This window comes from Microvirga sp. HBU67558 (assembly GCF_018069605.1).
Lineage (GTDB): Bacteria > Pseudomonadota > Alphaproteobacteria > Rhizobiales > Beijerinckiaceae > Microvirga > Microvirga terrae.
In genome coordinates this window covers 1-20,895 of sequence record NZ_JAGPUP010000550.1, presented here as the reverse complement: position 1 = coordinate 20,895, position 20,895 = coordinate 1, and the positions used below count along the sequence as shown (strand labels likewise).

The following is a 20,895-nucleotide window of genomic DNA, read 5'->3' as shown; positions in this document are numbered from 1 at the left end:
CTCACGCCTCCCGGGTCTCGAAGTCGATCCGCGGATCGATCCAGGTATAGGTGAGGTCCGAGAGCAGGTTCACCGCCAAGCCCATCAGGGAGAAGATGTAGAGGTTGGCGAAGACCACCGGATAGTCGCGGTTCACGATGGACTCGAAGGAGAGGAGCCCAAGGCCATCGAGGGAGAAGATCGTCTCGATGAGCAGCGCGCCGGCGAAGAACGCCCCGATGAAGGCTCCCGGGAAGCCCGCGATCACGATGAGCATCGCATTTCGAAAGACGTGGCCATAGAGCACTTGGCGCTCGGACAGACCCTTCATGCGCGCGGTCAGCACGTATTGCTTGCGGATCTCGTCGAGGAACGAGTTCTTCGTCAGCAGGGTCGAGGTGGCGAAGGCGCCGAGCGCCATGGCGGTGATCGGCAGCACCAAGTGCCAGAAGTAATCGACGATCTGGCTGTACCAGGGCATGAAGGCCCAGTTTTCGGACGTGAGGCCCCGCAGGGGGAAGATCTGCCAGAACGAGCCGCCGGCGAACAGCACGATCAGCAGGATCGCGAAGAGGAAGCCCGGAATGGCGTAGCCGATGATGACGATGGCGGAGGTCCATATGTCGAAGGAGGAGCCGTCCTGCACGGCCTTCTTGATGCCCAGGGGAATGGAGATCGCATAGGAGAGGAGCGTCATCCACAGGCCCAGGCTGACCGAGACCGGAAGCTTCTCCTTGATGAGCTCCAGGACCGAGATGTCGCGGAAGTAGCTCTTGCCGAAATCGAAGCGGGCATAATCCCACAGCATCTTCAGGAAGCGCTCGTAGGCCGGCTTGTCGAAACCGAACTGGGCCTCGAGCTGCTTGATGAATTGCGGGTCGAGCCCCTGAGCGCCGCGGTAGCGCGAGGACGAGGCATCACCTGTACCGGCCCCGCCGGGGCTCTGCGCGCCGAAATCGCTTCCGCCGCCGGAGATGCGCGAGGACGCGCCGGAATCCTGGCCCTGAAGCTGCGCGATGATGCGCTCGACGGGACCGCCGGGCGCGAACTGCACCAGCACGAAGGAGATGAGCATGATCCCGAGGATGGTCGGGATCATGAGAAGTACGCGGCGTGCGATATAGGCGAGCATCAGGCGCCTTCAGGAGTTGCGGCCGATGCGGCCGAGGTCGAGGTCGTTCAAGCCGGATGTATCGTCCAGGCCGTCGTCCGGCATGCGACCGAAGCCGCGATGCGTCGCCCCGTGTGGCGTCAGAGTCCTGTCCAAGCCTTATCCTCTCCCGATCCGCTTCGCCTTCTCGGCGTCGTACCACCAGGTCCCCGGCGCGCCCGAGGCGAAGCGGGGCTTGGTCTGCGGGCGCGAGAACTGGTCCCAATAGGCCAGCCACTCGCTGGCCCGGTACCACATGGGCACCCAATAATGGCCCGAACGGAGGACCCGGTCCAGGGCACGGCAGGCGATGTTCAGATCCTGGCGCGACTGGGCGTTGCCGATCCGCTCAATCAGGGCGTCGACGGCGGGGTCGGCGATGCCGGCGAGGTTCTGCGCTCCCGGGGTCCTGGCCGATTGGGAGCCGTAGACGGTCCGCAGGCTGTCGCCCGGCGTCGTGGATCCGACGAGGGCGCGGCTCGTCATGTCGAAATCATACTCGTTCAGGCGCTGCTGATACTGGGCCGCATCCACGATACGCGAGCGCGCGTCGATGCCCAGGCGCTTCAGGTTGTTCTGGAACGGTTGGGTGTGCGGCTGGAGCGAGGGCTGGAAATCGAGGAACTCGATGGCGAAGGGCTGGCCGTTCGGCAGCTTCAGCACGCCGCCGTCACGCTTGCAGCCCGCCTGCCGCAGGAGCTCGTCGGCCCTGCGCAGCAGCTGCCGGTCCTGCCCGGAACCGTCGGAGACCGGCGGAACAACGGGATCCGCGAACACCGAGGCGGGCAGCTTGTCGCGGAACGGCTCGAGCAGGGCGAGCTCCTCCGGCGAGGGCTTGCCCACGGCCTTCATGTCGCTGTTCTCGAAGAACGACGTCGTGCGCCGGTAGAGGCCGAACATGATGTTGGTGTTCGTCCACTCGAAATCGAACGCGAGGCCGATGGCTTCGCGGATGCGCGGATCCTTGAAAGCCTCGCGCCGCGTGTTGAAGTACCAGCCCTGGATGGACGAGGGAGAATCGTTCGAGATTTCTTCCTTTTTCACCCGGCCTTCGCGCATGGCGGGAAAGTCGTATCCGGTCGTCCAGGTGCGGGAGGTGAATTCCTCGTGATAGTTGAGCGTGCCGTTCTTGAACGCCTCGAACGCGACCGTGCGATCGCGGAAATATTCGTATCGGATGCGATCGAAGTTGTTCTGCCCGACATTCACTGGCAGATCCTTGGCCCAGTAGTCCGGGACACGGTCGAACTCGATGAAGCGGCCCACCTCGAAGCGGCCGACCTTGTAGGGACCGGAGCCGAGCGGCGCCTCCAGGGTCGAGGCCTCGAAATCCTTGCCCTGCCAGGAGCGCTCGGAGAAGATCGGCATGCCGGCCACGATGAGATGGATGTCGCGGCTGCGCTGCGGCGTGAACTGGACGCGCAGGATCCCGTCCGATTCCGCTTCTGCCGAAGCCATCTGAGCCAGGAGCTGGCTGAAGACAGGGTGGCCTTTGGTCTTCAGGATGTTCAGGGAGAACGCCGCGTCCTTCGCGGTCAGCCTCGAGCCGTCGTGGAAGCGCGCCTCGGGCCGCAGGATGAAGCGGTAGGTGAGCTTGTCGTTGGAAACGCGGACGCTTTTCGCCACGAGGCCGTAGAGCGCATCCGGTTCATCGGCCGAGCCGGCCATCAGGGTGTCGAACGTGCCCGTCATGCCGGCTGCGCCGTCGCCCCGCAGCACGAAGACGTTGAGGGTGTTGAAGGTGTCGAAGTTCTGGTTGCCGGTGGTCTGCTTGATCTGGATCGCCAGCGTGCCGCCCTTCGGCGCGGCGGGATTCACGTAGTCGAAATGCTTGAAGTCCGGCGCCTGCTTCAGTTCGCCGAAACTGGACAGGCCGTGCGTCTCCGTCTCGCCCTCCTGCGTCATGCCGATGCGGGGCAGCAAGGAAAGAGCGGCGCCGGCTGCTCCCGTCTTGAGGATGAGGCGGCGGTTGAAGGTTCTCATCGCGGGGCTCCCGTCTTGGCCGCCTTGGCTTCGTCATACCACCAGATGGTCGGGAACGCGGCGCCGCCGTAGCGTGGCATGGTGTCGGGATGGCTGTAGCGGTTCCAGCGCGCCGTGCGCTGCTTCAGCGAGGTCCATTGCGGGACCACGTAATCATGGGCGAGAAGGACGCGGTCGAGCGCCTTGGTGGCGGCGACGAGCTCGTCGCGGTTCTTGGCGAAGATCACCCGGTCGATGAGCGCGTCGACGCCGGGATCGGCGATGCCCGCAAGGTTGCGCGAGCCGTCGCGCGCCGCCGCCTGCGAGCCCCAGAACTCGCGCTGCTCGTTGCCGGGCGAGAGCGATTGCGGCCACAGACCGGTGGCGATGTCGAAGTCGAAGGACCGGGTGCGATTCGTATACTGCACGTCGTCGATGGTGCGCACCGAAGCCACGATGCCGAGGCGGTCCAGGGACGCCTTGTAGGGCAGGAACACCCGCTCCTCGTTGGGGCTGCTGCTGAGCAGCTCCACGGTCAGGACGTCGCCTTTCGCGTTGACCCGGCGGCCGTTCCTGATCTCCCAGCCGGCCTCCTTGAGCAGCCGGTCGGCCTCGCGCAGGTTGTTGCGGATCGTCTCGGGCGAGTCGTTGACCGGGTTCGTGTACGGCGTCGTGAAGACGGAGGCCGGGACCTTGTCGCGGACGCTTTCGAGGATCGCCCGCTCCTCGCCTTCAGGCAGTCCGGACGATGCGAGATCGAGCCCGTAGAAGTAGCTCGAGGGCCGCTCGTAGAGGCCGTAGAAGATCGTCTTGTTCAGCTCCTCGAACGGGAAGGCGAGATTGAAGGCCCGGCGGACGCGCTGATCCTTGAACTTGTCGCGCCGCATGTTGAGCACGAAGGCCTGCATCACGCCGGTGGCGCGGAACGGAAACTCTTCCAGGATCACGCGGCCTTCCTGGCGCGCCGGGAAATCGTATCCGGTCGCCCAGTTGCGCGCGCTGTTCTCCGTGCGAAAGTCGAGGCGGTCGGCCTTGAAGGCTTCGAGCAGCACCGTCGCATCCCGGTAATACTCGTAGCGGATCTCGTCGAAGTTGTTCTGCCCGACGTTCACGTTGATCCTCTCGCCCCAATAGTCCTTCACGCGCTCGTAGGACGCGTTGCGGCCGGGCTCGAAGGTCTTGAGACGATAGGGGCCTGAGCCGAGCGGCGGCTCCAGCATGGTCTGCGTCACGTCGCGCTTGCGCCCATCGGGGGCGGTTCCCTCCCACCAGTGCTTCGGCAGGACCGTCAGCTGCCCCATGATCTGCGGCAATTCGCGGTTGCCCTTCTCGTCGAACGTGAACCTGACCTCGCGGTCGCTCACCTTCTCGGCCTTGGTGACGTTGGCATAGTAGAACGCATAAGTCGGGCTGTTGGCCTTCAGGGTCTCGAACGAGAAGATCACGTCGTCCGCCGTCACGGGCTTGCCGTCATGCCAGCGCGCCTCCGGCCGCAGCCGGAAGCTCACGGACGAATAATCCTCGGGATAGGAGAAGGATTCCGCGAGCAGCCCGTAGGCGGCGTTCGCCTCGTCGAGGGCCGAGGTGGTCAGGGTCTCGTAGACGAGGCCGAGCCCCTGCTCGGGCGATCCTTTCACGCCGGCCACGACGATATTGAAGCTGTCGAAGGTGCCGAGCGCTCCCAGGCGCACAAGGCCGCCCTTCGGGGCATTCGGGTTGACGTAGTCGAAATGCGCGAAGCCTTGCGGATATCTGGGCTCGTCGAGGAGAGCCGCGCCGTGCCGCCATGGGGCTTCCTGGGCTGCAAGGGGCGTGAAGGCGAGGCAGGCAGCCAGAAAGCTCGGCAGAAGGGTGCGGATCACACGGCGTCTCCTGAAGGGTGAGGCGTCTGTCGTCCCGTTAGATTTTGTGCGCAACGGGGCGAGCGCAAGGGATAACCCGCAAAACCACGGGGGCCAAAGAAAAAGCCGGGCCTTCGTGCCCGGCTTTCCGAAATGTGATGGGTGCAAGAATCTTGCGGAGCGATCTTACTGAGCGGCCGGCAGCGGAACCGGGCTGTCGGACAGGGTTCGCAGGTAGACCAGCAGATCCGCCCGGTCCTTGGCACCGGCGAGGCCCGCGAAGGCCATGATGGTGCCGGGCGTCGCCTGCTTCGGATTGTGGACGAAGGCGTCCAGGGCCTCGTAGGTCCAGTTGCCGCCGTGGGCCTTCATGGCGGCCGAGTAGTTGAAGCCTTCGTGCGAGGCGACCGGACGTCCGACGACGCCATAGAGATTCGGACCGACCTTGTTCGCGCCGCCCTTGTCGAGGGTGTGGCAGGCGGCGCACTTCTTGGACTGAGCCTGACCCTTGGCCGGATCGGCGCTGGCCAGGAGAACCGGAAGCGGCTGCGCCGGCTCGGCAGGAGCGGCGGCGCCACCGGCGGCCGCCTCTTCGGGTGCCGGGAGGTCGTAACCGGGGACTGCGGGCTTATGGGGGGCAAACAGGCCGCCGGCGATAACGTTGACGCCGACCACGAAGAGAAGCGAACCGAAAACGGCGCCCGCGATCTTATTGGTCTCGATATTCATCAGTTAGGCTCTCCTCGCCTTCGTACACCGGCGAAATCAGCGCAGCAGAACGGATCCGCGGGCGGGTGCCCGCGATAGGGCCGTTGCTTAGCCGTAGTAATGGGGTTTTGACAATGGGGTTTCCAGGAGTTTTCGCCGCTCTCGTGGTCGCAGCACGGGGCTCAAACGTCCGAGGCCAGCCGAAGATCCGGCTCCGGGCAGGGACAAACGGTCCCTGCTTCCCCTTTTAGAGCCGATGTTCTAAGGACGCGCAGTTCCCGTCGAAGACCGCACCATGTCCGATCCCCTCATCCTCATTCCCGCCCGCCTTGCCGCGACCCGACTGCCGAACAAGCCTCTGGCCGAGATCGCCGGCGAGCCCATGATCGTCCATGTGTGGCGCCGGGCCGTGGAGGCCGGGATCGGGCCGGTCGCCGTGGCGACGGATGCGCCCGACATTGCCGAGGCCATCGCCAGGGCCGGCGGGCAGGCGGTCATGACCCGGGCCGATCACGCGTCCGGATCCGACCGCATCTTCGAGGCTGTGGAAAAGCTCGACCCGGAGGGCCGGCACGACGTGATCGTGAACGTCCAGGGCGACCTGCCGACCATCGACCCGGCCGCCATCGCGGCCTCCATCGTGCCGCTCGCGGATCCGGCGGTCGACATCGCGACCCTCGTGGCCGTCATCGGGCGCGAGGAGGAGAGAACCAACCCCAACGTGGTCAAGATGGTGGGGAGCCCGCTCTCAGCCGGCCGCTTCCGCGCCCTCTATTTCACCCGGGCGACGGCGCCGTATGGCGACGGTCCGCTCTATCACCACATCGGCCTCTACGCCTATCGTCGCAGGGCACTGCAGCGCTTCGTCGGCCTCAAGCCGTCGCCGCTGGAGACCCGTGAGAAGCTGGAGCAGCTGCGGGCGCTCGAGGCCGGGATGCGCATCGACGCCGTGGTAGTCGACGACGTGCCGCTGGGCGTAGATACCCCTCACGATCTCGACAGGGCGCGCGAGATCCTCGCATCCAGGGCATCGGGCCCGAAAGTGGTCTCCACTTTTGGGAGCGATCCGATGCCTCGTCTTTGAAACAGCGCATGGTTCGGAGCGGAAAACCGAGCCCACTTTTTCCCCGCGATGCGCTAGGAGGCCATCATGAGCAAGCTGATTTCTTTCCAAGGCGAGCTGGGCGCCAATTCCCACACGGCCTGCTCGGAAGCGCGTCCCGACTGGGAGCCTCTCCCGTGCCCGACCTTCGAGGACGCCCTGGCGGCCGTCAACGAAGGCCCGGCGGGTCTTGCCATGATCCCGATCGAGAACTCGATCGCCGGGCGCGTGGCCGACATCCACCATATGCTGCCGACCTCCGGACTGCATATCGTCGGCGAGCACTTCCTGCCGATCCACTTTCACCTCATGGCGATCCCGGGTGCGGATCTCGGCACCGTCAAGGAGGTCTACAGCCACGTCCATGCGCTGGGCCAATGCCGCAAGATCATCCGCAAGCTCGGGCTGAAAGCCCACGTAGCCGGTGACACGGCGGGCTCGGCCCGGGAGGTCTCCGAGTGGAAGGATCCGACCCGGGCGTCGCTCTCGCCCCGCATGGCGGCCGACATCTATGGCCTGAAGATCCTGGCGGAGAACGTGGAGGACGAGGCCCACAACACCACCCGGTTCGTGGTCCTGTCGAAGACCCCGCAATGGGCGCCCGTCGGGCAGGGTCCGACCGTGACCTCGTTCGTCTTCCGGGTCCGCAACCTGCCGGCCGCGCTCTACAAGGCGCTCGGCGGCTTCGCCACCAACGGCATCAACATGACGAAGCTCGAGAGCTACATGCTCGAGGGCGAGTTCCTGGCGACCCAGTTCTATGCCGAGGTCGATGGCCATCCCGAGGAGACGAACCTCAAGCGCGCCCTGGAGGAACTGCAGTTCTTCTCCCGCGAGCTGCGCATCCTCGGGGTCTATCCGGCCGATCCGTTCCGGGAGAAGATCCGGGAAGCCGCCGAGTGAGCATCCTCATCCGCGATGCGGTCGAGGGAGACGTGGAAGGCATCGCCAGGGTCCATGTCCAGGGCTGGCGCGAATCCTACAGAGACTTCCTGAGCCCCGAGGCGCTAGCGGGCCTCTCCGTCGAGGAGCGGACGCGGATGTGGCAGAAGGCCTTCGCGCAGCCCGATCCGCGGGCCCGTCTTCTCGTTGCGGAAGCTGCGGGCGGCGAGATCGTCGGCTTCGCCGGCGACGGGCCGATCCGGCGCGAGAATGCCGACCGGCTCGGCGCCGAGTCCGAGATCTTCGCCATCTACCTGCTCGACAGGGTCAAGCGGCAAGGGCTCGGCCGCCGGCTGATGCGCGGCGTCCTCGATCATCTCGGCCGGCAGGGCTGTCGCTCTGCGGGCCTGTGGGTGTTGAAGGAGAACCACCCGGCCCGCCGCTTCTACGAGGCGCTCGGCGGGACGCCGGGAGCCGAGCAATCCTTCGACCTGCGCGGCCAGCCGGTGGTCGAGGTCGCCTACCGGTTCGAGCTGACCCAGCCTTAGGAATCGGGCCTCGGCTGGCCTCGTGATTCCCCTCCCGACAATCCGGTCTTCGTCTAACCCAGGCCGATCTCATCCGCCACGTCATGGCCGGCCTTGTGCCGGCCATCCCGATCGGGAAGGCGCCGCGCCTCAGAGCGGCGCGCGGCCCGTCAGTCCTTCACCCATTCCCGGACGAGGTGGTTCGCGATCGCGATGGGGGCGGGGGCGGCGAAGTGTTCGTGCCGGCCCTCCAGCATCAGCCTCACGTCGTCCTTGGAGAACCAGCGCGCATCCTCGAGCTCCTCGCCGTCGAAGGCGATATCCTCGGTGAGCGCCTCGCCGATGCATCCGATCATGACGTTGGACGGGAAGGGCCAGGGCTGGGACGTCATGTAGCGCACGGCGCCCACCCGGATGCCGGCCTCCTCGAACGTCTCCCGCCGGACCGCGTCCTCGATGGTCTCGCCCGGCTCCAGGAAGCCCGCGAGGCAGGAATACATCTTCTCGGCAAAGCGCGGCTGGCGGCCCATGAGGCACTTGTCGCCCCGGGTGATCAGCATGATCACCACGGGATCGGTGCGGGGGAAATGCTGGGCCCCGCAGGCCGCGCAATCCCGCCGGAACCCGGCCTGGGTGGGCTGCGTCGGCGCGCCGCAATTGGCGCAGAAGCGGTGGCGCCGGTGCCAGTCGAGCAGGGATTTCGCCATGGCGAGCATGCCGAGCTCCTCAGCCGGCACGAGTCCGCGCACCGCGATGGAGCGCAGATCCACGACCGCGAAGGCAGGGTCGTCCTGGAACAGCTCCGCCGCGTCCGGCGCGGCCAGGGTGGCGACCACCGGGCGCTCGTTCAAGGTTCCGAGGAAGACCTGTTCCTGATGAGCCGGGAGGCGGTTCATGACGGAGACCGGCAGAAGGCTCGTGCCGGGCTCTCCGGCCTGGAGAACCGGCAGGTCGCCGGCCAGGACGATCATGGCGGTGTCCGGATCGCTCGCCGCCTTGGCGAGGGCCTCCGGGTCCCGCTCGGCGCTGTGGCGGACGAGCGGGTTCGAAATGTACGCGATGGGTCCGGTCATGGGTTCAGGCTGCCGCGAAGAGGGTGGCGGCGCGCTCGATCAGGGCGCTCGCCGCGTGGTCGGGATAGGGTGTGCGGGCGCCGTGGCCCCAGACGGGGCCGGGCCAGGCCGGATCGGAGCGGAAACGCCCGACCACGTGCACATGAAGCTGCGTCACGATGTTGCCCAGCGCCCCCACGTTCACCTTGTCGGGTTTGGAAAGCTCGAGCATGACCCGGGTGGCGATACGGATCTCCTGCATCAACTGGGCGGACTGCTCCTCCGAGAGGTCGGTGAGTTCGCTCGCCCCCGCGATGCGCGGCACGAGCACGAACCAGGGGAAGCGTGCGTCGTTCAGAAGCAGGACCGACGAGAGCGTGAGATCGCCGACGGGAATCGTGTCGGCTTCGAGCCGGGAATCGAGCGTGAATGTCATGGCGCTATGTAACCGAGCCCGCGGCTTCGTGTCAGCCAGTGTTCTCCAGGTCCTTCGCGGAGCGCCCGGTGGAGAGCGGGGATGACCGGGCAGGGAGCCTCGTTTCCAACTTGCGTTTCGCCGCCGATACGCCCATATAGCCGGTGGGAGGTTGGCGAGGGACGTCTCACTCGCCAACCGGGTCAGGTCCGGAAGGAAGCAGCCCTAACGAGACCGAACGGGTCTTCGTCCAGCCTCCCACCTTCAAAGAGTTTCTCCGAAGCCTTGCAGTCGATGGACGATACCACAGCCGGCACGCCCCTGAATGACGAGCCGGCCCTGCCGGGCTTTCCCGCCGCGGCTGCTCCCTCAGCGCCGGCTTCGCCCTATCGCGTCCTTGCCCGCAAGTACCGCCCCAAGACCTTCGACGACCTGATCGGCCAGGAGGCGATGGTGCGCACCCTCTCGAACGCCTTCGAGACCGGGCGCATCCCGCAGGCTTGGATGCTGACCGGCGTCCGCGGCGTCGGCAAGACCACCACGGCCCGCATTCTGGCCCGCGGCCTCAACTACCAGAGGCAGGACGGCTCCGGCGCCCCCACCATCCACATGCCCGAACTCGGCGTCCACTGCCAGGCGATCATGGAATCGCGGCACGTGGACGTGCTGGAGATGGACGCGGCCTCGCATACGGGCATCGACGACGTCCGCCAGATCATCGACGGCATCCGCTATTCCCCGGTCTCGGCGCGCTACAAGGTCTACATCATCGACGAGGTCCACATGCTCTCGGAGAAGGCGTTCAACGCCTTCCTGAAGACCCTGGAGGAGCCGCCGCCGCACGCGAAGTTCATCTTCGCCACCACCGAGATCCGCAAGGTCCCGGTCACCATCCTGTCGCGCTGCCAGCGCTTCGACCTGCGCCGCATCGAGGCCGACAAGCTCGTGGCCCATCTGGGCCGCATCTGCGCCGCCGAGGGCGTGCAGGCGGACCAGGAGGCGCTCGCCGCCATCGCCCGGGCGGCGGAAGGCTCGGCGCGCGACTCGCTGTCGCTCATGGACCAGGCCATCGCCCACGGGGCCGGCGTGGTGACGCCCGACACCGTGCGCGACATGCTGGGTTTGGCCGACCGCACCCAGGTCATCGACCTGTTCGAGGCCGTGATGCGCGGCGACGTACCGGCGGCCTTCGCAGGCCTGCGCGCGCAATACGATGCCGGGGCGGATCCGGCGGTGATCCTGTCCGATCTCGCGGCCTTCTCGCACGTGGTCACCCGCCTCAAGCTGATTTCCGAGGCCGCGAAGGATCCCGCTCTCTCCGAGATCGAGCGGACCCGCGGCACGGACTTCGCCCAGACGCTGTCGGTGCGCACCCTCTCGCGCGCCTGGCAGATCCTCCTGAAGGGCATTCCCGAGGTGCAGTCCTCGAACCGACCCATCGCGGCGGCCGAGATGGTGATCGTGCGCCTCGCCTATGCGGCCGACCTGCCGACGCCGGACGAGGCCCTGCGCGCCCTCAAGGATGGCGGGCCGGTTCCCGCAGGCGGCCCGTCCGCGCCGGGGCCGCGGTCGTCCGGACCTGCGACCTCCGGGTCCATGGCCCTGGCGACGTCCCAGCCGCATCCCCAGCCGCGCCCGCAGGCCGCGCAGCCCGAGCCGACCATGCGGCTCCGCCGCTTCGAGGACGTGGTGGCGCTCGCCGGCGAGAAGCGCGAGATCGTGCTCAAGGCGCAGCTCGAGCGGGACGTGCGTCTCGTGCGCTTCGAGGAGGGACGCATCGAGCTCAGCCTCACCGAGACCGGCAGCCGCACCATCGCCAACGACCTCACCCGCGCGCTCCAGCAGTGGACGGGCGAGCGCTGGATGGTGGCGCTGTCGTCGGAGGAGGGTGGGCAGACCCTGCACGAGAAGGCCGTCGCGGCCGAGCGCGAGCGGCGCGAAGGCGCGGCCAACCATCCCCTGGTCCAGGCGGTGCTGACGAAATTTCCCGGGGCGCAGATCGTGAACGTGATCGAGCGGGCGGAGAAGGCCGGCGAGGATGCGGAAACGGAGATCCTCGGCGAGGCCGATGCCCTGGCCGCGCACGAGACCGAAGAAGACGACGATCTGTTTTAACGCGAGGATACGGTCATGAAGGACATCATGGGACTGATGAAGCAGGCTCAGGCCATGCAGCAGAAGCTGCAGGACGCCCAGGCCGAGCTCGACACCCTCGAGGTCGACGGCACCGCCGGCGGCGGCGTCGTGACCGTGAAGGTGACCGGCAAGGGCAGCCTCAAGTCGATCAATATCGATCCCTCGCTCATGAACCCGGACGAGAAGGAGATCCTCGAGGATCTCATCGTGGCGGCCATGAACGATGCCCGCGGCAAGGCCGACCGGGCCGCCCAGGAGCGGATGGAGAGCCTCACCAAGGGCCTGCCGCTGCCGCCCGGCCTGAAGCTGTTCTGAGCAGAGCATCGCTCGGGGAAGCGGGTACCGGTTCCTCGAGCAATCCGATCAATCGAAGAGAACTTGAATGGCCCAGCACGTCGCCGGTCCCGAGATCGAGCGCCTGATCCAGCTCCTCGCTCGCCTGCCGGGCCTCGGACCGCGCTCCGCCAGGCGCGCGGCGCTCCATCTCATCAAGAAGCGCGAGACGCTGCTCAACCCGTTGAGCGATGCCATGCGCATCGCCAACGAGCGCATTGTCGTGTGCTCGTCCTGCGGCAATGTCGATACCTCGGATCCCTGCACCGTCTGCCGGGACGCCAAGCGCGATCCCTCCATCCTCGTGGTGGTGGAGGACGTGTCGGATCTCTGGGCGCTGGAGCGTTCCGGGGCGATCAATGCCCGCTATCACGTGCTCGGCGGCGTGCTCTCGCCACTTGATGGCGTACGGCCCGAGCATCTGAACCTGGAACGCCTCGTCGCCCGCGCCTCGGAGCCCGACGTCGCGGAGATCATCCTGGCGCTGAACGCCACGGTCGACGGCCAGACCACGGCCCATTACATCACGGAGCTTCTCGCGCATCTGCCCGTGAAGGTGACGAAGCTCGCCCATGGGGTGCCGGTTGGCGGCGAGCTCGACTATCTCGACGAGGGCACGCTCTCGGCGGCGATCCGGCAGCGCACGTCGTTTTGAGGCAGCCCTGATATCTCCCACGTCATCACCGGCCTCGTGCCGGTGATCCCGCTTCTGGCGAGCGCCCAGCTTTTTCGTATCGGGATGGCCGGCCCTGTTCCGGCCATGACCTGGTGGGCATTCTCCCGGCCACGACAAGGCCGGTTCGCGCGTGAGCAGCACATGATGACGTGACAGGCCGGGGCGCCGTTGCTAATCAGGCGGCAACGAAACCCCTTGCCCCGAGTTGCCCATGTCCGCCGCTGATCTCGCCCGTACCATTGACGCCGCCTGGGAGGACCGGGCCCATGTGAGCCCGTCCACCACGGGCGCCGTGCGCGAGGCCGTCGAAGAATCGATGAACCTGCTCGATTCCGGCAAGGTGCGCGTCGCCGAGAAGACCGGCGGCGAGTGGCAGGTGCATCAATGGCTGAAGAAGGCGGTGCTTTTGTCCTTCCGCCTCAACGACATGGGCATCATCAAGGGCGGTCCCGGCAACGCGGTCTGGTGGGACAAGGTGCCGTCCAAGTTCGACGGCTGGTCCGAGGCCGACTTCAAGGCCGCCGGCTTCCGGGCCGTTCCGAACTGCACCGTGCGCCGCGGCGCCTATGTCGCGCCCGGCGTCGTGCTGATGCCGTCCTTCGTCAATCTCGGTGCCTATGTGGACGAGGGCACCATGGTCGACACCTGGGCGACGGTCGGCTCCTGCGCGCAGATCGGCAGGAACGTGCATCTCTCCGGCGGCGTCGGCATCGGCGGCGTGCTGGAGCCGCTCCAGGCCAACCCGACCATCATCGAGGACAACTGCTTCATCGGGGCCCGCTCCGAGGTGGTGGAAGGCGTGGTCGTGGGCGAGGGTTCGGTGCTCTCCATGGGCGTGTTCATCTCGGCCTCGACCAAGATCATCGACCGCAATACCGGCGAGGTGTTCGTCGGCCGCGTGCCGCCGTATTCGGTGGTCGTCCCCGGCTCGCTGCCCGGCAAGCCGCTCCCGGACGGCACCCCCGGCCCGTCCCTCTACTGCGCGGTGATCGTGAAGCGCGTCGACGCGCAGACCCGCGCCAAGACGGGAATCAACGAGCTGTTGCGGGATTGATCCGATGGAACACTCGCCCCTGTCCCTGGCCCAATCGCTCCTCCGTTGCCCCTCCGTGACGCCGGAGGAGGGCGGGGCGCTCGCCTTCATCGAGGGCGTGCTCAAGGAGGCGGGCTTCGAGGTTCATCGCCCGGTCTTCTCCGAGCCCGGGACGCCGGATGTGGAGAACCTCTACGCCCGCTACGGCAAAGGCGAGCCCTACCTGCTCTTCGCCGGCCATACCGACGTGGTTCCGCCGGGAGACGTGGGCCGGTGGCAGTATGATCCGTTCGGCGGCGAGATCCACGGCGGCGAGCTCTACGGGCGCGGCGCCGTGGACATGAAGGGCGGCATCGCCTGCATGATGGCAGCGGCGCTCGACTTCATCCGCAGCAACCCGGACTTCAAGGGCTCCATCGGCTTCCTGATCACGGGGGACGAGGAGGGGCCGGCGGTCAACGGCACGGTGAAGCTCCTCGAATGGGCGAAGGGGCGCGGCGAGCGGTTCGATCACTGCATCCTGGGAGAGCCGACCAATCCGAACCAGCTCGGCGACATGATCAAGATCGGTCGGCGCGGATCGCTCACCGGCAGGATCGCCGTCGAGGGCAAGCAGGGGCACGTGGCCTATCCGCACCTGGCGGACAATCCCATTCCCGGGATGATGCGCCTGCTCGAAGGGCTTTTGAAGGAACCGCTCGACCGGGGCACGGACCATTTCGACGCGTCGAACCTGGAGGTGACCACTGTCGACGTGGGCAACCCGGCGGCCAACGTGATCCCGGCCGAGGCGCGGGCCACCTTCAACGTCCGCTTCAACGATCTCTGGACGCCGCACAGCCTGGAGGCTGAGATCGAGCGCCGCCTGCGCGAGGCCGCCGGCAACACGGTGCGCTACACCCTGACGGTCGAGCCGACCAACGCGGTGGCCTTCCTCACCCCGCCGAACGACTTCGTGGGCTTCGTCGCCGACGCCATCAAGGCTGCGACCGGCTCGCAGCCGAAACTCTCCACGACCGGCGGCACCTCGGACGCTCGCTTCATCGTGAAGCATTGCCCGGTCGTCGAGTTCGGCCTCGTCGGGCAGACCATGCACCAGATCGACGAGCGCGTGGCCGTGGCCGATTTGGATCGTCTCGCAACGATTTACCGCAAGGTGCTGGATTCCTATTTCGCGGCATGAGCCGGATAGAAACCTTGACTATTTAGACTAAAGTCGGAGAATTGCCGGAACGTTTTGTGAGCTCCGTCCATTTCCGAGGGCAATCGTCTTCGAAAAATGAGGCCCCACATGATCGTCACGGCTGATGAGGTCAACCGCTCGTTCCGGGGAACGCTCGACCTGCTCAACAGCAGGTCGGAAGGGCTGAAGTCCTTCGATATGAGCGAGCGGGGCTTCTGGCGCTCCTTCATGGCGATCTGGCTGACGCTGCCGGCCTATGTGGTGTCCCTGGCCTTCGAGCGCCTCCGCCTCGGGCTCCTTCAGCCGGACCGGTCCCTTCTCGACAGTCTCTGGATCGATCTCGTGGTCGCCCTGGGCCATGTGGCGGGCTTCATCGCCCTGCCGGCCGCCATGATCTGGATCGCCCGCTGGTTCCGGCTCGAGAAGTCCTATGTGCCCTTCGTGATCGTCACCAACTGGATCTCGGTCATCGGCATGCTGGTGCTCTCCGTCCCGGCCATGCTCATGCTGCTCGGCTGGGCGCCTCCCGGGCTGGCCAGCCTGTTCGCCCTCGCGTTTGCGATCATCATCGTGAGGCTGCAATGGTTCGCCACCAAGGCCACGCTGGGGCTCGCGAGCATTCCCGCCCTCGGCATCGTGGTGCTCGGCATCGTGCTCAACGGCTTCGTCGGATCGGCGATGCGGACGCTCCTAGGGTAGGTCCGGATAATCGACGCCGATCAGATAGAGGCCCGTCGACGGCGCCATGGGCCCGCAGCGTTTCCGGTCCCTTGCGTCGAGAGCCGCGCGGACGTCCGCCACGGACCAGCGCCCGGCGCCGGCGCGCTCCAGGGTGCCCGTCATCGAGCGCACCTGATGATGCAGGAACGAGCGCGCCGAGGCATAGATGCGGATCTCGTCGCCGATCCGCTCCACGTCCAGCCGGTCGAGGGTCCGGACCGGACTGTTCGCCTGGCACTCGGCGGCTCTGAACGTGGTGAAGTCATGCCGTCCGATCAGCTCTTGCGCGGCCTCGTGCATGAGGTCGGCATCGAGCGTCCAGGCCACGTGCCAGACCCGGGTCGCATCCAGCGTCGGCGGAGCCCGGCGGTTGAGGATGCGGTAGACGTAGTGGCGCTTCACGGCGGACAGGCGGGCGTTGAAGGTCTCGGGCACGATCCGGGCCGACAGGATCGCAACCGGCGCAGGCTTCAGGTGGGCATTGGTGGCATCCCGCACCGTGTCCGGGCGCCACTCCTTGTCGAGATCGACATGCACGACCTGATGAGTGGCGTGAACGCCTGAATCGGTCCGTCCGGCACAATGAACGCGGACGGGCGCGCCCGTAAAGCGCGCGATCGCGTCCTCCACCGCCTGCTGCACGGAGAGGCCGTTCGTCTGATGCTGCCAACCGGTGAAGGGCGTGCCATCGTATTCGACGACAAGCTTGTAGCGAGGCATGTTATTCCAGCTCTGCGAAGGCCCGGGCATAGGATGCCGGGCCATGGGCGCCTGTCCCCCGGGGGGACAGGGCGAGGGCCTGAAGATAGGGGCCGTCATAAGGGGTTTGCAGCTTTTCCGCCAGATTCGGATCGAACCCGAAGCGGCCGTAATAGTGCGGCTCGCCCAGCACCAGGACCAGATCGTAGCCGCGATCGGTGAGCCGCTTCAGCCCGTCCCGGACGAGGGCCGCGCCGATGCCCTGCTTCTGGAAGGATGGAGCCACGGCCAGCGGGGCGAGGACCGCCGCTCTGATCGACCCTGTCTCGTGCAGGACCAGCCGGGAATAGGCGATGTGGCCCACTGGCTCGTCGCCATAGGCGATCAGCGACAGGATCAGGTCGCCATCCTGGTGCATGTGCCGGACGAGATCAGCCTCCGCCGATTGCCCGAACGCCGCGGAATAGATGGCGTAGACAGAAGACCAATCGGCGCTTTCCTCCAGACGGATCCCCATGCCGGACCTCATGCAAATCGGGCGCCCGGACCGAGCCTCACTCCGCGCAGGAACTCTTCGAAAGCCACCGGCCCCTTGCCGGCGCGCTGGACCTGGATCAGGCGGACCGCTCCATCGCCACAGGATATCGTACCATCATGGTCGATCAGTGTCGCGGGTGCCCCCGAGCCCTGTCCGAGAGCCGCCCGCAGAACCTTCACGCGCTCCCGGCCCTTGCCGAAATCGGCCGTGAAATAGGCCCCCGGAAAGGGCGAGAGCCCGCGGACGTGATCGTGAACCGCCTGCGCCGGCTGCGTCCAGTCGATCAGCGCGTCTTCGTTCCTGAGCTTGTGGGCATAGGTCACGCCCTCCTCGGGCTGAGGCGTGAAGCCCAGACCGCCGCGGGAGAGGGCCGCGAGGGCCCGCACCATCAGGTCGGCGCCGAGAACCATGAGCCGGTCGTGCAGCTCGCCCGCGTTCATGTCGGGCGCGATCGTCACCCGCTCGACCATGGCGACCGGGCCCGTGTCGAGACCCTCTTCCATCCTCATGACGGCGACGCCGGTCTCCCGGTCGCCGGCCATGATCGCCCGCTGAATCGGCGCCGCGCCGCGCCAGCGGGGGAGAAGGGAGGCGTGAAGGTTGAGGCAGCCCAGTTCCGGCGCTTCCAGGACGGCTTTCGGCAGCAGCATGCCGTAGGCCACCACCACGGCCACGTCGGCATTGTGGCTGCGGAAGATGTCGGCCGCCTCCTCCGAGCGCAGGGTCTTCGGCGTCAGCACCGGGAAGCCGAACCGGTCCGCCATCGCGTGGACGGGCGAGGGCTTCAGCTCCATCCCACGGCCGGCGGCTGCGGGCGGTCGGGTATAGACAGCAACCACGTCGTGGCCCTGGCCGACGATTTCGGACAAGGTGGGCACGGCGAAATCGGGCGTGCCCATGAAGACGACGCGCAGGGTCATACTCCGGCCTCGCGCTTGGCGGCCTTCTTGAACTTGGTCATGACCCGGTCGCGTTTGAGCTTCGACAGGTAGTCGATGAACAGGACCCCGTTCAGATGGTCGATCTCGTGCTGCACGCACGTCGCCAGGAGCCCGTCCGCATCCTGCTCGATCGTCTCGCCCTGGAGGTTCATGTAGCGGAACCGCACCCGGTCCGGCCGCTCGACCTCCTCGTAGTATTCGGGAATCGACAGGCAGCCTTCCTCGTAAGTCCGCTTTTCCTCCGAGGCCCAGACGATCTCGGGATTGAGGAGCACCAGCGGCTGGCGCTCGTCCTCGGATTTCGACACGTCCATGGTCACCATGCGCACCGGCACGCCGATCTGGATGGCGGCAAGGCCGACGCCTGGCGCGTCGTACATGGTCTCCAGCATGTCGTCCGCCAGATGACGGATCTCGCTCGTGATTTCCTTAACGGGCTCGGAAACCAGGCGGAGCTTGGAATCGGGGATGATGACGAGGGGTCTGATGCTCATGATCGCGGGAGATAAGCGGTTGGACGAGGATGGTCAAATCGTTCGTCTTTAGCATCGGACCCAAAAGTGGACACCGCTTCTGGGACCAATCCGATGCTTATCATTCATGAGTGCATCGTTTTCGCGGAAACGTGGATTCCGCTTTTCCGCACGAGGCACTTATGTTCGGATGCATCCGTCAACCGGAACAGTAAGCTCCATGAACGACGTCGTCCTGATCCTCGGCCAGACATCCCTGACTCTGGGGCAGATCGTCATGGGGATTGCGGGTGTGAGCCTCCTTCTCCTCCTGCTCGTGACGGCGCTTCTGCTGAGCACGCGGCGGGAGCGGGCGCTCGAGGCCGCCATCGCGGCGGAGCGGGCGCGGGAGATGGACGACAAGGTGGCCGAACTCACCCGCACCCAGTCGGAGATGACCGGTCGGATGCGCACCATGGCGGAGGTCTTCGGAACCCGACAGAGCGATTTCGTCCGCATGATCTCGGAACGGATCGACGGATTGCAGCACCGGGTCGGGCAGGGTCTGGAGGCCTCCACCCGCCACCAGACGGAGAATCTCTCCAAGCTGAACGAGCGGCTCGCCGTGATCGATGCGGCGCAGCAGAACCTGACCAGCCTCACGGGCGAGATCGTCGGGCTCAAGGATATCCTGTCCAACAAGCAGACCCGGGGCGCCTATGGGCAAGGGCGGATGGAGGCGATCGTCCGGGACGGGCTGCCGGCCAATGCTTTCGCGTTTCAGGCCACCCTGTCGAACCGCACGAGACCCGATTGCCTCGTGCGCCTGCCGGGCGACGAGCGCGGCCTCGTGATCGATGCCAAGTTCCCCCTGGAGGGCTTCACCCTCTTCCGGGAGGCCAAGGGCGACGAGGCCCGCAGCCGCGCCGCCGCCAGGGTCCGCAACGACATGCTCGTGCACGTGAAGGACATCGCGGAGAAATACCTGATCCCCGGCGAGACGCAGGACATCGCCATGCTGTTCGTGCCCGCGGAATCGATCTATGCCGACCTGGCCGAGCATTTCGACGATGTTGTCCAGAAGGCTCACCGGGCTCGTATCGTCATCGTGTCGCCTTCGCTTCTGACGCTCGCCATCCAGGTGATGCAGGCGCTGGTCCGCGATGCCCGCATCCGTGAGGAGGCGCGGGTGATCCAGGTCGAGGTGCAGAAGCTTCTCGAGGACGTGGTACGCCTCGATTCCCGGGTCGCGAAGCTCGACGCGCATTTCCGACAGGCGCAGGACGACGTCACCCAGATCCGGGTCTCGACCGACAAGATCGCGAAACGTGGTCAGAAGATCGAGACGCTCGAGTTCGAGGAAGGGGAAGCCGAGTCCCGGGCCGAGTGGCTGCGCCTCCAGGGCCGGAATCTGCGGGCCGTCGAATAGGCCGGGAACCGGCTTTCTCCCGCGACGTTCTCCCCAGGCTGAACGATGCGCCAAGCGGATGATGGCGCTCGCATGTTGGCATATCTCAGAACTCGGGAAGGATTGCGCTATGGGCCTTTTGTCGAAGGACATCAAGTCGTTGGATGATCTCTTCATCCACACTCTGCAGGATATCTACTATGCCGAGCAGCAGATCACGAAGGCGCTGCCGGAGATGATCGAAAAGGCGAGCGACCCGCAGCTGAAGCAGGCGTTCCAGACCCATCTCGGCGAGACCCAGCAACAGATCCAGATGGTCGAGCAGGTGTTCCGCATGCACGGCCACGATCCCAAGGGCGTGACCTGCCCGGCCATCGACGGCATCATCGACGAAGCCCAGGAAATCGCTGGCGACATCGACGATCCGCAGGTTCTCGACGCAGCACTTCTGGCGGCCGCTCAGGCTGTCGAACACTATGAGATCACCCGCTACGGCACACTCGTCGCATGGGCCAAGCAGCTGGGCCGCGAGGATTGCGCCGGCGTCCTGCACCAGATCCTGGATCAGGAAAAATCCACCGACCAGAAGCTCAACCGGATCGCCGAGAGCAAGATCAACACGAAGGCTGCGTAAGCCCCTCGTCCGTTGAACGGAAATGGCCTCCGCAAGGGGGCCATTTTCGTTTGGGGGCCCATGGAAGTGACCGTGGCGACGCCTGCCATGCCGGGGCTGTGACGCGCTCGCTGTCGCTCGGGACGAGTCCTGAGGGGAGATCGAGCTGTCCGGTGCCGCAATCTCTCACGCCATGGTCGACAGCCTCCCGCCCTTCGCTCATCCTGGCCACCTTCCGTCCGTCCTGACACCCTCCCCGTCATGGCCGGGCTTGTCCCGGCCATCTCAGGGTCTTTCCATCACCCTCGGGGTCATGGCCGGGCTTGTCCCGGCCATCCCGATCGGAAGAGCGTGGCGCGTCTCGATCGGGATCACCGGCCCAGGGCCGGTGATGACGTGGAAGTGGTGGACAGGTGTGGGTGCGATGATGTTCCACCTTTGTTCTTGACAATCCTCCTAGCCTGAGCTATATCATGGCATAGATCGGTTCCTTCGAGGGGCGCGCTCGCGAGGCGTCGCAAGTGTGGGAGCCGGCACGGTCCTGC

22 protein-coding genes and 1 other RNA gene are annotated in these 20,895 nt (G+C 66.2%); 12 read left to right on the top strand and 11 right to left on the bottom strand.

What is annotated here, in order from left to right:
- Position 1 precedes the first annotated feature (1 nt).
- The 5 genes from KBI52_RS23995 to KBI52_RS23980 form a co-directional block, all read right to left on the bottom strand.
- Positions 2-1,111 carry a microcin C ABC transporter permease YejB gene (locus KBI52_RS23995; RefSeq protein ID WP_210811988.1) on the bottom strand — a complete coding sequence of 370 codons (1,110 nt, stop codon included), beginning with the start codon at positions 1,109-1,111 and terminating at the stop codon, positions 2-4.
- Positions 1,112-1,120: 9 nt separating this feature from the next.
- Positions 1,121-1,246 (bottom strand): hypothetical protein, encoded by a 126-nt coding sequence (locus tag KBI52_RS33510; protein WP_256439513.1) that lies wholly within the window; start codon positions 1,244-1,246, stop codon positions 1,121-1,123.
- 3 nt (positions 1,247-1,249) lie between these two features.
- On the bottom strand, positions 1,250-3,112 hold the full coding sequence (locus tag KBI52_RS23990) for an extracellular solute-binding protein (RefSeq protein WP_210811987.1): 1,863 nt from the start codon (positions 3,110-3,112) through the stop codon (positions 1,250-1,252).
- Positions 3,109-4,953, bottom strand: a complete 1,845-nt coding sequence (locus KBI52_RS23985) for an extracellular solute-binding protein (RefSeq protein WP_210811986.1) — start codon at positions 4,951-4,953, stop codon at positions 3,109-3,111. The genes KBI52_RS23990 and KBI52_RS23985 overlap by 4 nt, the downstream gene beginning before the upstream one ends.
- A 165-nt stretch (positions 4,954-5,118) precedes the next feature.
- On the bottom strand, positions 5,119-5,661 hold the full coding sequence (locus KBI52_RS23980; protein WP_173948432.1) for a cytochrome c family protein: 543 nt from the start codon (positions 5,659-5,661) through the stop codon (positions 5,119-5,121).
- Between the two features lie 274 nt (positions 5,662-5,935).
- Between KBI52_RS23980 and KBI52_RS23975 the strand changes: the two genes are divergently transcribed.
- From KBI52_RS23975 to KBI52_RS23965, 3 genes are all read left to right on the top strand, one after another.
- The gene (locus tag KBI52_RS23975) at positions 5,936-6,724 is read left to right on the top strand and encodes a 3-deoxy-manno-octulosonate cytidylyltransferase (protein WP_173948431.1); all 789 of its coding nucleotides are present in this window, start codon (positions 5,936-5,938) and stop codon (positions 6,722-6,724) included.
- A 66-nt stretch (positions 6,725-6,790) separates the two neighbouring features.
- Complete coding sequence (locus KBI52_RS23970; RefSeq protein WP_247654611.1) at positions 6,791-7,645, top strand: prephenate dehydratase; 855 nt, start codon at positions 6,791-6,793, stop codon at positions 7,643-7,645.
- Positions 7,642-8,172 (top strand): GNAT family N-acetyltransferase, encoded by a 531-nt coding sequence (locus KBI52_RS23965; protein ID WP_210811985.1) that lies wholly within the window; start codon positions 7,642-7,644, stop codon positions 8,170-8,172. Before KBI52_RS23970 ends, KBI52_RS23965 begins: the two co-directional genes overlap by 4 nt.
- Before the next feature lie 149 nt (positions 8,173-8,321).
- Here the strand turns inward: KBI52_RS23965 and nudC are convergent, their stop codons facing one another.
- Positions 8,322-9,224, bottom strand: a complete 903-nt coding sequence (nudC, locus tag KBI52_RS23960) for an NAD(+) diphosphatase (protein ID WP_173948429.1) — start codon at positions 9,222-9,224, stop codon at positions 8,322-8,324.
- A gap of 4 nt (positions 9,225-9,228) precedes the next feature.
- Positions 9,229-9,639, bottom strand: a complete 411-nt coding sequence (locus KBI52_RS23955) for an HIT domain-containing protein (protein ID WP_173948428.1) — start codon at positions 9,637-9,639, stop codon at positions 9,229-9,231.
- A 144-nt stretch (positions 9,640-9,783) separates the two neighbouring features.
- Here KBI52_RS23955 and ffs point away from each other — a divergent pair.
- The 7 genes from ffs (at position 9,784) to KBI52_RS23920 (ending at position 15,678) form a co-directional block, all read left to right on the top strand.
- Positions 9,784-9,882: signal recognition particle sRNA small type (ffs, locus tag KBI52_RS23950), an RNA gene on the top strand.
- 30 nt (positions 9,883-9,912) lie between these two features.
- A complete protein-coding gene (locus tag KBI52_RS23945; protein WP_210811984.1) occupies positions 9,913-11,733 on the top strand; it encodes a DNA polymerase III subunit gamma/tau in 1,821 nt (606 codons plus the stop codon).
- 15 nt (positions 11,734-11,748) lie between these two features.
- A complete protein-coding gene (locus KBI52_RS23940) occupies positions 11,749-12,069 on the top strand; it encodes a YbaB/EbfC family nucleoid-associated protein (protein WP_210811983.1) in 321 nt (106 codons plus the stop codon).
- A 67-nt stretch (positions 12,070-12,136) separates the two neighbouring features.
- Positions 12,137-12,742 carry a recombination mediator RecR gene (gene recR, locus KBI52_RS23935; protein WP_173948425.1) on the top strand — a complete coding sequence of 202 codons (606 nt, stop codon included), beginning with the start codon at positions 12,137-12,139 and terminating at the stop codon, positions 12,740-12,742.
- 232 nt (positions 12,743-12,974) lie between these two features.
- Complete coding sequence (gene dapD / locus KBI52_RS23930; RefSeq protein WP_210811982.1) at positions 12,975-13,817, top strand: 2,3,4,5-tetrahydropyridine-2,6-dicarboxylate N-succinyltransferase; 843 nt, start codon at positions 12,975-12,977, stop codon at positions 13,815-13,817.
- Positions 13,818-13,821: 4 nt separating this feature from the next.
- Positions 13,822-14,979: a succinyl-diaminopimelate desuccinylase gene (dapE, locus tag KBI52_RS23925; RefSeq protein WP_210811981.1), complete on the top strand. Its 1,158-nt coding sequence runs from the start codon at positions 13,822-13,824 to the stop codon at positions 14,977-14,979.
- 108 nt (positions 14,980-15,087) lie between these two features.
- Positions 15,088-15,678: a hypothetical protein gene (locus KBI52_RS23920; protein ID WP_173948422.1), complete on the top strand. Its 591-nt coding sequence runs from the start codon at positions 15,088-15,090 to the stop codon at positions 15,676-15,678.
- On the opposite strand, the gene truA is transcribed toward KBI52_RS23920, so the two are convergent.
- From truA to def, 4 genes are read right to left on the bottom strand one after another with little or no spacing between them, the layout of a single operon-like run.
- Complete coding sequence (gene truA / locus KBI52_RS23915; RefSeq protein ID WP_173948421.1) at positions 15,670-16,419, bottom strand: tRNA pseudouridine(38-40) synthase TruA; 750 nt, start codon at positions 16,417-16,419, stop codon at positions 15,670-15,672. The genes KBI52_RS23920 and truA overlap by 9 nt on opposite strands.
- A 1-nt stretch (position 16,420) precedes the next feature.
- Complete coding sequence (locus tag KBI52_RS23910; protein ID WP_210811980.1) at positions 16,421-16,915, bottom strand: GNAT family N-acetyltransferase; 495 nt, start codon at positions 16,913-16,915, stop codon at positions 16,421-16,423.
- A gap of 8 nt (positions 16,916-16,923) precedes the next feature.
- A complete protein-coding gene (gene fmt / locus KBI52_RS23905) occupies positions 16,924-17,856 on the bottom strand; it encodes a methionyl-tRNA formyltransferase (RefSeq protein WP_173948419.1) in 933 nt (310 codons plus the stop codon).
- On the bottom strand, positions 17,853-18,371 hold the full coding sequence (gene def, locus KBI52_RS23900; protein WP_173948418.1) for a peptide deformylase: 519 nt from the start codon (positions 18,369-18,371) through the stop codon (positions 17,853-17,855). Before def ends, fmt begins: the two co-directional genes overlap by 4 nt.
- A 199-nt stretch (positions 18,372-18,570) precedes the next feature.
- Here def and KBI52_RS23895 point away from each other — a divergent pair, with 199 nt between their 5' ends.
- Positions 18,571-19,758, top strand: coding sequence for a DNA recombination protein RmuC (locus tag KBI52_RS23895; RefSeq protein WP_210811979.1), 1,188 nt, complete (start codon positions 18,571-18,573; stop codon positions 19,756-19,758).
- Between the two features lie 109 nt (positions 19,759-19,867).
- Complete coding sequence (locus tag KBI52_RS23890; RefSeq protein WP_173948416.1) at positions 19,868-20,371, top strand: ferritin-like domain-containing protein; 504 nt, start codon at positions 19,868-19,870, stop codon at positions 20,369-20,371.
- Positions 20,372-20,895 lie beyond the last annotated feature (524 nt).

Bases quoted from the DNA above. Each gene is read 5' to 3' on its own strand.
- dapD (WP_210811982.1), top strand. From the start codon at position 12,975: ATGTCCGCCGCTGATCTCGCCCGTACCATTGACGCCGCCTGGGAGGAC.
- KBI52_RS23980 (WP_173948432.1), bottom strand. From the start codon at position 5,661: ATGAATATCGAGACCAATAAGATCGCGGGCGCCGTTTTCGGTTCGCTT.
- dapE (WP_210811981.1), top strand. From the start codon at position 13,822: ATGGAACACTCGCCCCTGTCCCTGGCCCAATCGCTCCTCCGTTGCCCC.
- KBI52_RS23995 (WP_210811988.1), bottom strand. From the start codon at position 1,111: ATGCTCGCCTATATCGCACGCCGCGTACTTCTCATGATCCCGACCATC.
- KBI52_RS23990 (WP_210811987.1), bottom strand. From the start codon at position 3,112: ATGAGAACCTTCAACCGCCGCCTCATCCTCAAGACGGGAGCAGCCGGC.
- KBI52_RS23920 (WP_173948422.1), top strand. From the start codon at position 15,088: ATGATCGTCACGGCTGATGAGGTCAACCGCTCGTTCCGGGGAACGCTC.
- recR (WP_173948425.1), top strand. From the start codon at position 12,137: ATGGCCCAGCACGTCGCCGGTCCCGAGATCGAGCGCCTGATCCAGCTC.
- KBI52_RS23970 (WP_247654611.1), top strand. From the start codon at position 6,791: ATGAGCAAGCTGATTTCTTTCCAAGGCGAGCTGGGCGCCAATTCCCAC.
- KBI52_RS23890 (WP_173948416.1), top strand. From the start codon at position 19,868: ATGGGCCTTTTGTCGAAGGACATCAAGTCGTTGGATGATCTCTTCATC.
- truA (WP_173948421.1), bottom strand. From the start codon at position 16,419: ATGCCTCGCTACAAGCTTGTCGTCGAATACGATGGCACGCCCTTCACC.
- fmt (WP_173948419.1), bottom strand. From the start codon at position 17,856: ATGACCCTGCGCGTCGTCTTCATGGGCACGCCCGATTTCGCCGTGCCC.
- def (WP_173948418.1), bottom strand. From the start codon at position 18,371: ATGAGCATCAGACCCCTCGTCATCATCCCCGATTCCAAGCTCCGCCTG.
- KBI52_RS23910 (WP_210811980.1), bottom strand. From the start codon at position 16,915: ATGGGGATCCGTCTGGAGGAAAGCGCCGATTGGTCTTCTGTCTACGCC.
- KBI52_RS23955 (WP_173948428.1), bottom strand. From the start codon at position 9,639: ATGACATTCACGCTCGATTCCCGGCTCGAAGCCGACACGATTCCCGTC.
- KBI52_RS23975 (WP_173948431.1), top strand. From the start codon at position 5,936: ATGTCCGATCCCCTCATCCTCATTCCCGCCCGCCTTGCCGCGACCCGA.
- KBI52_RS23945 (WP_210811984.1), top strand. From the start codon at position 9,913: ATGGACGATACCACAGCCGGCACGCCCCTGAATGACGAGCCGGCCCTG.
- nudC (WP_173948429.1), bottom strand. From the start codon at position 9,224: ATGACCGGACCCATCGCGTACATTTCGAACCCGCTCGTCCGCCACAGC.
- KBI52_RS23940 (WP_210811983.1), top strand. From the start codon at position 11,749: ATGAAGGACATCATGGGACTGATGAAGCAGGCTCAGGCCATGCAGCAG.
- KBI52_RS23895 (WP_210811979.1), top strand. From the start codon at position 18,571: ATGAACGACGTCGTCCTGATCCTCGGCCAGACATCCCTGACTCTGGGG.